The 12,886-nt window shown below is 44.8% G+C and carries 10 protein-coding genes and 1 rRNA gene; 9 read left to right on the top strand and 2 right to left on the bottom strand.

Annotated features, from left to right (window positions below; all coding sequences use genetic code 11):
• The 4 genes from rrf to ACL9RM_RS25205 all read left to right on the top strand — a co-directional run.
• Positions 1-74: ribosomal RNA gene (gene rrf / locus ACL9RM_RS25190) — 5S ribosomal RNA — on the top strand; the annotation flags it as partial.
• Between the two features lie 277 nt (positions 75-351).
• A complete protein-coding gene (locus ACL9RM_RS25195; protein ID WP_061830992.1) occupies positions 352-1,203 on the top strand; it encodes an alpha/beta fold hydrolase in 852 nt (283 codons plus the stop codon).
• A 272-nt stretch (positions 1,204-1,475) separates the two neighbouring features.
• Entirely contained in the window at positions 1,476-2,201 is a 726-nt protein-coding gene (locus ACL9RM_RS25200) for a YjjG family noncanonical pyrimidine nucleotidase (RefSeq protein ID WP_250268290.1), read from the top strand.
• On the top strand, positions 2,198-2,743 hold the full coding sequence (locus ACL9RM_RS25205; RefSeq protein ID WP_165179855.1) for a GNAT family N-acetyltransferase: 546 nt from the start codon (positions 2,198-2,200) through the stop codon (positions 2,741-2,743). The genes ACL9RM_RS25200 and ACL9RM_RS25205 overlap by 4 nt, the downstream gene beginning before the upstream one ends.
• A 133-nt stretch (positions 2,744-2,876) precedes the next feature.
• Here the strand turns inward: ACL9RM_RS25205 and ACL9RM_RS25210 are convergent, their stop codons facing one another.
• The gene (locus ACL9RM_RS25210) at positions 2,877-5,153 is read right to left on the bottom strand and encodes an alpha-galactosidase (RefSeq protein WP_250268292.1); all 2,277 of its coding nucleotides are present in this window, start codon (positions 5,151-5,153) and stop codon (positions 2,877-2,879) included.
• An 82-nt stretch (positions 5,154-5,235) separates the two neighbouring features.
• Complete coding sequence (locus tag ACL9RM_RS25215) at positions 5,236-6,222, bottom strand: substrate-binding domain-containing protein (RefSeq protein WP_061830985.1); 987 nt, start codon at positions 6,220-6,222, stop codon at positions 5,236-5,238.
• Between the two features lie 177 nt (positions 6,223-6,399).
• Here ACL9RM_RS25215 and ACL9RM_RS25220 point away from each other — a divergent pair, with 177 nt between their 5' ends.
• From ACL9RM_RS25220 to ACL9RM_RS25240, 5 genes are all read left to right on the top strand, one after another.
• The gene (locus ACL9RM_RS25220; protein ID WP_250268294.1) at positions 6,400-8,208 is read left to right on the top strand and encodes a sensor histidine kinase; all 1,809 of its coding nucleotides are present in this window, start codon (positions 6,400-6,402) and stop codon (positions 8,206-8,208) included.
• Positions 8,201-9,307: a response regulator transcription factor gene (locus tag ACL9RM_RS25225; RefSeq protein WP_250268295.1), complete on the top strand. Its 1,107-nt coding sequence runs from the start codon at positions 8,201-8,203 to the stop codon at positions 9,305-9,307. Before ACL9RM_RS25220 ends, ACL9RM_RS25225 begins: the two co-directional genes overlap by 8 nt.
• Positions 9,308-9,505: 198 nt before the next feature.
• A complete protein-coding gene (locus ACL9RM_RS25230) occupies positions 9,506-10,807 on the top strand; it encodes an ABC transporter substrate-binding protein (RefSeq protein WP_250268297.1) in 1,302 nt (433 codons plus the stop codon).
• Positions 10,808-10,885: 78 nt separating this feature from the next.
• Positions 10,886-11,764 carry a carbohydrate ABC transporter permease gene (locus tag ACL9RM_RS25235; protein WP_061830977.1) on the top strand — a complete coding sequence of 293 codons (879 nt, stop codon included), beginning with the start codon at positions 10,886-10,888 and terminating at the stop codon, positions 11,762-11,764.
• A 28-nt stretch (positions 11,765-11,792) separates the two neighbouring features.
• Positions 11,793-12,635 carry a carbohydrate ABC transporter permease gene (locus tag ACL9RM_RS25240; RefSeq protein WP_061830975.1) on the top strand — a complete coding sequence of 281 codons (843 nt, stop codon included), beginning with the start codon at positions 11,793-11,795 and terminating at the stop codon, positions 12,633-12,635.
• Positions 12,636-12,886: the final 251 nt, after the last annotated feature.

The raw sequence follows: 12,886 nt of genomic DNA on the forward strand, positions 1-12,886 counted from the left end.
ACACGACCGTTAAGCCCTCCAGCGCCGATGGTACTTGGACCGCAGGGTCCTGGGAGAGTAGGACGTCGCCAAGCAAATAAAAGTATGACGTTAACATAAAAAACCGCGATAATCGCGGTTTTTTTGTTTCCAAAAAGATGTGCTTGTCAAAAATGAAGTATGAATCCCTTAAGTCAAGACAAGTAAGACAAAAGTAAACCCGTTTTGTTTTTGAAAAAACCATGTTAAACTTTTCTCATAAAAATAAATGTACTTTCTGAGGTGAGTTGAAGTGTTGGAACGTTCTATGGAGAATACAAGGGAATTACACAAAGGAAAGGGAGTGATTTAAAAAAGAAAAGGAGATTATAAATGAGCACTTATCAAACAGTTGTTAGTGATGGATTTGAGCTGAAATATGCTATAAGAGGTAACGGAAGACCGATATTGGTGATCGGCAGTAGTGTATATTATCCTTGCTTATTTTCAGACCATTTATATAAAAAGTTTCAGTTTATTTTTCTGGATCATAGAGGGTTTGCAAAACCGACTCGAGCTTTAAAACCAGAAGACTATACTTTGGATAAAGTTATTAATGATATAGAAACAGCAAGACAATGCCTTCATCTAAATGAATTTATCATATTAGGGCATTCCGGGCATGCTTTTATGGCTTTAGAATATGCTAAACAATACCCGGACTATGTTCAAAAAGTGGTACTTTTAAATTCAGCACCTACAAACAGCCAAGAAAGACAACGGCAAAGCTTTTCTTTCTTTAATGAAACGGCCTGTTCAGAAAGAAAGGAACGTTTTGAAAAGGACATTGTTTTATTAGAGGAAGATATCAAAAGAGACCCTGATAGAAGATTTGTTCACATGTGTATACGTATGGGAGCTCAAAGCTTTTATGATTATGCCTATGATGCGGCTTACACGTGGAATGATGTATATACGAACATGCCTATCATTGATTATTTATGGGGAGAAGTATTCGGAAACATGAATTTGATACAATCCTTAGCGGATATCCATAAATCCGTATTTATTGGTTTGGGAAGGTATGATTATTTGGTTGCGCCAGTTTCTTTATGGGATAGGGTCGATGACACCTACGAGAACGTGAAAAAAGTGGTTTTTGAATATAGTGGGCATAACCCGATGTTTGAAGAACCTCATTGTTTTGATCAAACACTAGCTAAATGGATTAATGAAGATCACTAGGATTTTTGCTATATCATCTCTTAGATGCTCAGTGGCCCGTAAAATGAGATCACCTTCATTTTACGGGCATTCTTATTGAGCGTTATTTACCTTTTGCACCGATGACAAAATACTATGACTTTGTTATTAGTGACTTGACGGCTTAACTAGGTTCTGTATAATAACCGAAAGGTAATAATGTATTGTTAGTTTTTTGTTGTACTTCTATCTGGAACAGCTCAAAGGATCAAGGGGACTGAACAATTTAGTAAAGCAATGATATGGAGGCCGTTATGAAATACGAAATTATTTTGTTTGATGTTGATGACACGCTGTTTGATTTTAAAATGGCAGAGAGTCATGCGCTACATAATACGTTTGCCCAATTTGGATTGCCGCATGGGGCCACGGAGTATAAATCCAGCTATGATGAAATCAACAGCTCGTTGTGGCGAGAGGCAGAGGAAGGACATATTACCTCGGCACAGCTACGGGTCGAGAGGTTTAAGCGATTATTTACTGTTCATGGTCTAGACTTCAATCCAGATGCCTTTAGTGCTGCTTATTTACGTTATTTGGGTGAAGGTGCTTTTTTGATGGACGGAGCGATTGAATTATGTAATGTACTATCCGACTGTCGTTTGGCGATCATTACGAATGGAATCAAAGAGGTGCAAACCTCCAGAATTCAGCTTTCGCCGCTGCGTGATGTGTTTGAGCAGGTAATTATTTCAGAGGAAGTGGGTTGCCAAAAGCCACAAGCTGGTATTTTCGATTACGCATTTACCAAGTTGGCCATCTCTAATAAAAGTAAGGTTCTCATGGTCGGCGATTCTTTAACCTCTGATATTCAAGGAGGGAACAAATACGGAATTGATACCTGTTGGTTCAACCCTTCCAGAAAATCAAATGCGTCTGGGATTCAACCTACTTATGAAATAACAAGTTTGATGGAGCTGCCGAATAGTGTACTTTCAAAGTATCCCGTACTGAATCATACATCGGCTGAAACTAGATGAATAATGTCGAAATCAGAAGGCCGGAAATTAAGGACATCGAAAAGTTAAATGAATTGTTTAGAGTTGTGATTACAGACACGTTTGCTAAAGAAGGCATTGGTCATATGCTGGAAGACATAGAGGAAGAAATTGATACTAAGAGGTTATATTTGGAAAGTGACTTGGAGAGTCACGGTGAGCAGCGATATTTCTTAATCGCTGTAGATGGGAATCAAATAATGGGTTCTATTGAATATGGACCAGTAAGTCAACTAATAAGTAAATCTACCAGTGATACATTTAAAAAGTTATGCGAGGTAGGAACTGTATTTGTTCACCCTGACTACCAGAAGATTGGGGTAGGGAATTTATTGTTGAAATCAATGTATTTGGCGCTGAAGAATAGAGGAGTAGAAGAATTTTGTTTAGATAGTGGATATCGTATTGCGCAGAAAATATGGAAAAAGAAATTTGGAACTCCTGATTATTTATTAAAAGATTATTGGGGAGCAGGCTCTGATCATATGATATGGAGAATCAAAGTCAAGGATGCTATTAAATGATCAATTGCTTGGCAATCTCTTGTGTGTCTTTAATCTACAGGGACTAAAGTTATAAAACAAGGCAGGCCGGAAAATCGGACTGCCTTGTTTTAATTTTTTCATCGATATTCACCGTTGCTAACTGCATTTGTTATTAGTTAGAGATAGCTTTAAGGCGGAAGGTAGAGCTGGCGAAATCTCCAGAGAGATCCGAGACAACAAGCCCAATTTTCATTAGGCGATCACCTCCAAAAATTTCGCCATCAAATGCTACGCAGAAGGGGGAATCGCCATCTTCTACTAAGGTATTACCCGCATGGACTGCTGTGTTGCCCGTCGCTCCGTGTTCGATTATATACTTTTTATCTGGGTCAAGTCCTTTTAGAGTTAGTCGCCGGATGGGCCCATTCGGTTCAGCTAGTACGCGGAAGTAAGCGACAAAAGCTTCGGACTGGTCCTCGCTAACGAACATCCAGGCCGTATCGCCTCGACCTTCAAATGGACTAAGGAGTCGATACATATCTCCCTGCTGTACGAGGGAACGAATTTCCTTATACTGGGCAATTTGTTTGGCAGCGAGCTCCTTTTCTTCATTTGTAAAGGCAGTTAAGTCAAGTTCGTAGCCAAAATTCCCGCTCATTGCCACGTCGCCGCGTATAGCGAGGGAGGTGATTCGTCCCACCTGGTGATTTGGTACGTTCGATACGTGTGCGCCCATGGTACTGGCTGGATACACGATGCTTGTGCCGTACTGGATAGCCAATCTTTCAATGGCATCGGTATCGTCACTGGTCCATGTCTGCGGCATATAGTAGAGCATTCCGGGATCGAATCGTCCACCGCCTCCGGAACAGCTTTCGAACAAGATGTCCGGGAACTGGGAAGTCAGACGTTCCATCAGATCGTAAAGTCCGAGCATATATCGGTGTGCAGTTTCCTTTTGACGTTCACTAGGAGCGGTAGCCGAAGCAATCTCCGTCATATTACGGTTCATGTCCCACTTGACATAAGTAATCGGAGCGATCGAGAATACGGAGCTAAGTGTCTCATACAAGTAGTCACATACTTCCTTGCGGGAGAGATCGAGCACCAGTTGGGATCGGCCTTCCGTCCGCCGCCGGCCTTCGGCATGCAGGCACCAGTCGGGATGGCTACGGTACAGTTCACTATCCGGTGATACCATTTCCGGCTCAACCCACAAGCCAAACTGTAATCCCTGTTCATTAACCCGTTTTGCCAGGTCGGCAAGCCCGCCAGGCAGCTTGCGACGGTCTTCAAACCAGTCTCCAAGCGAACTGTCATCGTTGTCGCGCTTACCAAACCAACCGTCATCTAGAACAAAGAGCTCAATTCCAAGGGGTCCTGCTTCCTTGGCAATCGCTTCGATTTTGTCGGCGTCGAAGTCGAAATACGTGGCTTCCCAATTGTTCACGAGAATCGGACGTTCTTTGTCACGGTAAGCCCCTCGGCACAGACGTGTGCGATAGAGTCGGTGATAGGTACGTGACATGCCTCCAAGACCTTCTTCGGAAAAGACCAATACGGCTTCAGGGGTCTGGAATGACTGACCCGGCTCAAGCCGCCAGGAGAAGTCAAAAGGATTGATTCCGATACTTACACGAGTCTGATTGAACTGCTCTACTTCTGCCTGTGCGACGAAGTTGCTGCTGTAGATTAGACTGAAACCGTAAACATCCCCACGATCTTCAGTCGCATCAGGACGAAGCAGTGCCAGAAAGGGGTTCATTTGGTGGCTGCTGGAACCCCGTCGGCTCTCGAGCCGAATGGAGCCCGGTCCGAGATCACGGCGTTGGATATGTCTTTCCCGAACCCAGGCTCCAGATAAGTAGAGAGCTTGGTAGTTGGAATCGGCGAAGTCGACAGAGGCACTCATGGCATGTTCAATATTTATGGTAGCGCTTCCCTTTTGTTCAAAAAGAGCAGACCTAGCAATAGCACTGTGGTTCGCAAATACAGTATAGAGCAGTGTAGTCTTAAGCCCCGAGTATTGATCCTCAAGGATCAAAAAGAGGGTTGTGGCTTCATCATCCGATTCGGTATAGACGGAAGGAAGTCCCTCGAGCTTTGGTTTACCCGGTTCAATACGGTAACCACTATATTTCAGCTCCGTAGTCCGAGTTCCGTCCGCAAGTGCAACCTGGTAAGCTGGTTGACGAAAGTCGCTTGTTCCATACTGGGGGTATTCCTGAGGAAGCGTGTCCAAAGAAATTGTACGGCTGGAAGAAACGGGAGTGGGAGAGAAGGAGCAACGCTCCCTAAGCTCCAATATACTTGCGAGACTTTGGTCATGATGAAGTTGAGCTCCCCAATAGACATGTGCGGGATATCCTTCTACAAGCTGGATAATATAGCTGCAATCCTTGGACTGCAAATGAAACAAACCAAGCGCCTCGTTAACATGAATGTTCATGATATTCACTCCTTAGGGGGTTATCATTATTGTTTTACGTAAGGGTACTGATCAATGACAACAAGACTCTCAAGTACTGATGTTAGCCTTTTTTGCATGAGCTCTCCCGAATGACAAGCTTAGTCCCGATCACGCTGTACGCAGGTGGTTCACGTCCCTCAAACCGTTCAGAGAGCAGTTGCACGGCCGCCTTTCCCATCTGTTCAGGGTAGGCACGGACAGTGGTTAGCGGAGGCTGCACGAAGGCTGCCATCTCAATGTCGTCGAAGCCGACAACAGCCATATCTTCGGGTACCTTGACTCCATGTCCATGAAGGGCGCGGAGGGCACCAATAGCGAGCGGATCGCTTGCAGCGAAGCAGGCTGTCGGTCGTTCCTGTTGGGTTAGGAGTTCGTTCATCATGAGATAACCATCCGCGGTACTCCAGGCACCTATACGGACGAATTGAGGATTGTACAACCCCTGTTCCCGCATGAATCGTTCAAAATAATGCGCTCTTCGCTCACCGTCGCTCTTACCGCCGATAAATCCGATTTGTCGGTGGCCAAGCTCAAGTAGATGACCGAGTGCCTGATCAACAGCTTGCCGGAAATGAAGTCGTACAGAATCATACTCCAGCTGTTCATGGTACTGGTCGACAAGGACAATGGTGTTCTTGTCAGGATGAAGCTTGAATACCTCTTCAGGGTCAACGCCGCCCACAACAATCAGACCGTCCGCCTTCTGCAGGGTGCCGATGGATGAGCGGCCTCGCAAGGTCTGGCCCAACGTCAGGCCAAGCTCTTCACAGCGCAGTTCGATTCCACGGCGGATCGAAGCGTAATACGGATCGTCTCTTTCCTCCTCAATAGAACACCACAGCAGGAGGGAGACCGTTTTCCCGGCACGTTCCGTATTCTGCTTTAATTGCCTCAGCCGGGTAGGCTTATACCCGAGTTGCTCGGCAACCCCAAAAATTCTGTTTTTAGTGTCTGGGCTTACGGACAGTGACAGATCGTTATTTAAAACCCTTGAAACGGTTGCGGCAGACACACCCGCTTCGCGGGCAATGTCTTTAATGGTTGCCAAAAGAGCTCACACCTTTTTAGTTAATAATTTTACTAAAAATCGACTTTATCCTAACATATCTCTAAAGCACTTTCAAGAAGAACGGTTGAATTTTTTTAACTTTATTTTTGAACTACTACTGTAGAGATTGTTTGTGTTAACATGATGAATATTCTCTTGATGACGGAGGGGTCCTAGTTGAATATTTTGTCACTAGCTCGTAAGTGGTTCGGTCGACTTCGCTTTAAAAGCAAGGTTATAACGGTATTTCTTCCGCTAATTATTATTTCTCTGCTTATTCTTGGACTATTGTCAAACCAACTTTTCAGCCGTTCTTTGATAGATCGAACCACCAGCAATGTGGTCGATGAGTCTCAGCTCATCTTGTCTAGGACCGATTATATATTCAGGAGTGTGGAAACGGCGGCCAATATTATGGTCACGAATATTAACCGGATGTATGATTCATACGGTGCCAAACCTAATACTGCCATGGAGCCTATTCAGTTTGGAAACTTGATGCAGAGCCGCTTATCCATTGATTTGTCAATCTTTCGTGAGGTGGATGCCGCTGTATTCATTGATAACGAAGGGACGATTTTCGCCTCTTATACCGAAAGCGGGGATGATCGCAAGATCTATAGCATGCTTAAGCAGGTAAGGGAATCTGAAAGTTATGGACAGGCCCTCTGGTTTGATATGGAGAAGAGGGATTTCCTAACACCAGATCGGAGCTCTCCCGTTTTGACGCTGGGGAAGATGGTCATTAATATAGACACCGGCGAACCCTATGGAACGCTTTTTCTGTTAGTGAAGGAAGAAGGTTTGTCTGATTACTTTCGTTCCAGCGATCCAGATGCACCCAAATCTTATTATTTTTTAGATAACGAAATGCGCGTGGCTGTGGCAGAAGACAATGAGATGTTGATGAATCTGGTGAATCCACAGCTGGGTGAGGCCATCCAACGTTGTGCACCTAATGCATCCCATGGAACGTGCTCATTCGAGTATGAGGGCAATCTGGTAACGGTCACGGATTATAACCGGATGGATTGGAAGTTGGTCAATATTGTTTCTCTTAGCCTGCTTACGGCTGATGTCCGGCAAAATGTTAGACTGTCGCTCTTAATCGGCGTGTTATGCCTTATTTTTTCCTGGCTGGGCGCTAGCTTTCTATCTAAAATGGTCGTTAGCCCTCTCGAACAACTAACTAGGGCCATGCGGACTGTTGTAACCGGTGACTTGCAATCGGTTACAACAGTCCGCACAGAGGATGAGATCGGTACCATTGCTGAAGCGTTTAATTTTATGATAAGACGAGTTCGGGAGCTGCTGGATGAGGTAAGGCAGGAACAGAACCGTAAGCGTGAATATGAACTTGCGCTGATAAGTGCCCAAATTAAACCGCATTTTCTGTACAACACTTTGGATACCATTTATGCACTCAATGAGTTAGATCGTAATGAGGAGGCGAGAGATACTACAAAAGCGCTGGCAGATTTTTATCGAATGGTGCTGAACAAGGGACGGGAATTAATCACTTTAGAAAAGGAAGCTCAGATTACTGATGATTACCTGACGATTCTGCAAATCCGTTATCCCGATGTGTTTCGCTATGAAGTGGATATCCCTCCCGAGCTTGCAGGTACACCGATCCCGAAGCTCTCGCTTCAGCCGCTTGTCGAGAATTCGATTTACCATGGTCTTAAGAAGAAAGAAACAAAAGGTTTTATCCGTATTTTTGCCTTTAAACAGGGCGATAAGGTGATCGTTCGGGTGCAGGACAACGGTGTGGGGATGGATGAATTCCAAGTTCAGACTATCATGTCCAGACATTTACCGAAAAAAGGAATACGATCAATCGGTACCTACAGTGTTCAGCAACGACTGAGCCTGTATTTTGGCGAGGAGTATGGGATATCCGTGCAAAGTGTGCTCACGGAGGGAACAACTGTTGACCTGTTGCTGCCGATGCTGCCAAAGGGGAGTGAACACCAAGATGTATAAAGTGATGATTGTCGATGATGAACCGCTGTTCCGAGACTTTCTGCGTATTAAGATAGATTGGGAAAGTCATGGCTTTCGGGTTTGCTGCGAAGCAAGGAACGGCCAGGAAGCACTTCAGGAAGCCGAGCGGCATCAGCCGCATCTCGCCCTCGTAGATATCAATATGCCCTTTATTGACGGAATTGAATTAGCCGAGAGATTAAAAGTCAAGTTCGAACGCATCGTTATTGTATTCATATCCGGACATAACGAATTTGAATACCTACAGAAGGCGGTTCGAACCGGAGTACAGGATTATTTGTTGAAGCCGTTCAATGCAGAAGAAATGCTCTCGATGTTGGAACGTATTAAGCCGAAACTACCGGTGTTTCCACAGGAGAGCGAAAGTACCGAGTGGGGTAAGCATGGTAGCGAAGCGTTGCACGGCAGAGCAGGTATGCCTGATTTGGGCCATCTGCGTGATGCGGTCGTCCTAGACCTCCGAATGAAAGACAGTGAAACGTTAGAGGAGGTCCGTAAGGCAATCCGGCAGCTTAGTATATACAAGTGGGGGGATGAATACGCAGATGCGATGCTTATGGGAATCGTATCTCTAGCACTTTCCTTTGCAAGTGAACGCGGTATTCCTTATGATCGGCTATGGGATGAAGGAGGGAACAAATCTCCTTACGACCGGCTGCGGGAGTTGGATTCCTGGGAGGCTGCTGAAGGTTGGATGCTCGCCCTATACCGCAAGCTGATCCAGCTGATGGAGAATATGCGTCCTACGAAGGCTTCCAATTTGTTTGCGGCGGCGATCAATTATATCGAGGAACATTATGCAGACACAGAGTTGTCTGCAGAGCAGGTTTCGTGCGGAGTTTTCGTCGATCCCAGCTATCTCCGGCGCGTTTTTCGCAAGGAGTCTGGCTTCTCCATAGTGGATCATATTACACACATCCGGATGAAAAAGGCCAAGGAGCTTTTGCTGAATGGAAATCGGAAGCTGTCAGAAATCGCTGAAAGTGTTGGATACAGTGACCCCAATTATTTTGGCAAATGCTTCAAGAAACGCTTTGGCATGACACCGACTGAATATGAGCAACTCAAAAAAAGGTAGCGCCTTTCCTACGAGGCAGGACAAATCGATTTAAGCCTAGCGGTTTTCCTATATATGGAGAACCGCAGATCTTTTTGTCCCGTTTTTTACTGATTAAGCCCGTTTTATTCCTTAATCAAAAAAAGAAGCGGCAGTATACTGTAGTCATGCAAATGAAAGCGTAATCATAAAACACACTGCATGAGGGGGATTAAACACATGAAAAAAACTTACAGAAGTTGGAGTGCAGCTTTGCTAGTGCTCACCATGTCTATTGGATTGGTCGCTTGTGGCGAAGATAACTCGACCTCTTCCAAGAGCGAGGCAGGGGACGGTACGATCAAATTGAAGGTGTATGCGCAGCATTTTGATGACGATACCATAAAGCCGTTCGATTATGCGGTGGAAGAGCTCAAAAAGAAGATGCCAAACGTAGAGATTGAACTGGATCCTGCCGTGCAGGATGGAGGCCAGAAGCTGAAAACCTATGCGGCAACGGGCAACATGCCAGACATCTATTTAGCGGATTGGTCAGTTCTGCAAACTTTCGCAAAATCGAAAAATGTTGAGGTGCTGGACAACTATGACACAACGGCCGAATTCAAGAAGAATCTTAACCCGGGTGTTGAATCGCGTTTGGTAGCTCCAGACAATCATGTATATGCTTATCCCGAAACCGGTATAGAATTCCAAATGATCTATTATAACAAGTCAATTTTTGAGAAGGTCGGAATCAAAACACCGCTTAAGACGATTGACCAAATGGCCGATGCAGCGAAAAAGTTAAAAGCCGCAGGTTATGTACCTATGTCAATCTTTGCCAAGGAAAAATGGATAACGACCGCTTTTTATAATGGACTGGTTACAAGGGAGCAGCCACATGGATTCGGAGCACTTGATCAGAAAGGTGTAATAGCATTGCCGAAAGCATTTGTAGCAGCGGCTCAGCAGATGAAGCAATTGCAGAGAGCTGGATTGTTCGATGCCAACGCCACGAATACCAATTATGATCAGGCATCGTCCTTATTTTATCAAGGGAAGGCTGCTATGTTCGTGAACGGACAATGGGAAATTTACAGTTCACAAGAAAAGCTGGGCGACCAGGTTGACTGGATGTACTGGCCTGCAAAGGATGAAGCAACCTACGAGAATTCCAAATATTTCATAGACGGCTCGGGTTCACCACAAGGTTACGCAGTATCACCGAGTAGCAAGAACAAGGAAACAGCTGTAAAGGTAGCGGCCTTCCTTGCCACAAAGTCAGCCGAGTACAGATACACCCAACTTGGAAGTCCAATTGTTTCGCAGAAAGTGGATAAGCCAATGGCCTCTAATGTCCCAGCAATGATGCAGCGAGTCGTCAAAGAGTTGCTGCCAAACGCGCAGGAATATGCTCAACTTCTGAGCAATACAAAAATTCAGAACACCATTAATGACAATACTCAAAATTTAATGGTAGACAATTTCTCTGAACAGGATTTTGTGAACAATCTGAATAGTACATTGGAAAAAGAAAACTGAGAATTCAGGAATTCGGCAACCCTTGGCGGATAAGTCGCTGGGGGATGCTGTTCCAAAGATAAGGGGTGGAAGCAAGACATGAATAAATATTTGGGGAACAAATCGGCGCTCGCACTGTTTCTCCTCCCTGCTTTGATACTGTATAGCGTGATACTGATATATCCCGTTCTGCAAACTGTTCTTCGCAGCTTTTATGATTGGGACGGCCTGAGTACGCTGACCTTTTCGGGACTGAGTAATTATCGGGAACTGTTCTCCGATCCTCTACTTGCTACTTCGCTTAAGAACGGATTAATCTTTGCCATTGTGCTGGCGGTCTTTCAGATCGGACTGGGAACACTATTAGCGCTAATCTGTGCGGACCCGCGCACACGCGGGCGAAAAATACTGAAAACGTCTTATTTTATCCCAGTTGTCTTATCGGTAACCGTGGTGTGCCAGCTGTGGATTGCAATCTATGACCCAACTAACGGATTGATCAACCGGCTGTTTGATCTCTTGAACATTCCTTATCAGCAAAATTGGCTAAGCTCCCCGACAGCATCGATTATTGCCATCGCCTTCGTTAATGCCTGGCAGTTTATGGGGTATCAATTTGCGCTGCTATATGCAGGAGTTAAGTCAGTACCCGAGGACTACTTTGAAGCCGCCACGATTGACGGCTGCAGCAAATGGAGAGCGCACTGGCATGTCACACTTCCTCTGATGAGGGAAACTTACAAATTCTGCTTTATTATTGCGATTACCTCTGGAATTGGGGCCTTTGTGCAGATGCTGATTATGACAAATGGTGGCCCCGGCACTACAAACTATACAATGACATTCATGATTTACCGCTATGCTTTCATGGAAAGCAACTATGGGTACGCATGTGCTGTATCCGTGCTGCTTGTACTAATCTCACTATTGGCAACTGTAGTCATCAATAAGCTGTTCGACCGCGGACAAACCGCCTGATAAGGCGTGTATCGAAAAGGAGAACGAAATGAGTAAAACCGCTTTGAGCAAGTTCAGACAAGCTGTTCTGCAGATACCGCTGTGGTTGTATTTTATTGTTTCGGTCTACCCGTTGTTCTGGATGGTTTCCTACTCGTTCAAGAACAACGATGAGATCTTTGTCTCTAATCCATTTGGACTGCCGACACATTTTCGTTACGAGAATTACATTAATGCCTGGACGCAGTTTAATATTCCCCGTTACTTTCTGAACAGTCTGGTCGTATCAACGATTTCGACTCTGTTCATCCTTTTACTGGCTCTGATGTTTGCCTTCGCAGTGGCTCGTATGAGATGGAGGTTTCGTTCTGCCGTTCGGACTTATATGATCATAGGAATGTTTATGCCACTGCAGGTTATCATGATACCGCTGGCGATTCTGGTTCGCGATTTTCATCTTACCAATACGTATGGAGCTCTTATTCTTCCTTATATCGCAATTGGCCTTCCTTTCTCGTCCATGATTTTTTACGGGTTTCTTATAGCAATTCCTAAGGAGATTGAAGAGGCGGCATGCATGGATGGAGCTAATATTTATAGACTGTTCCTGAAAATCATTATGCCACTTGCATTGCCTGCAATTGCGACGGTAGCCATTTTTCAATTCTTGAACAACTGGAATGAGTTCACTTTGGCCTATATTTTAATTTCTGATGAAAATATGAAGACATTGCCACTCGGCTTGCTTTTCTTCCAAGGCTCTTACAGCACAGATTGGGGAGCCATGGGGGCTGTTATGACCATGGCTTCCTTACCGATGGTACTCGTCTATCTGTTCTTGAGTGAACAAGTGGAGCGGGCGATGACGGTAGGTTCGGCTGTAAAAGGATAGAAAGGATAAACTGCCCGGGGTTGAGAATCAGAAAAAGATTCTCAACCCCGGGCAGTTTTGTTATGTACATACGTTAGTTCAAACCGACGATGGTCTGTAGGTAATCAGAAACCTTACAGCAAAGAAATGTTTTTGTAAGATTCAACTGTTGTTCGTTATGTAGAAACTAATTATGCTGGTAAATAGCTAGGCAAGGAAAGAAGTGAGCAGACTTTTGAAAGATCCAAAGCAAAGTTTCAATGAAATATTAA

Source organism: Paenibacillus sp. S29, from assembly GCF_049319765.1.
GTDB lineage: Bacteria > Bacillota > Bacilli > Paenibacillales > Paenibacillaceae > Paenibacillus > Paenibacillus polymyxa_B.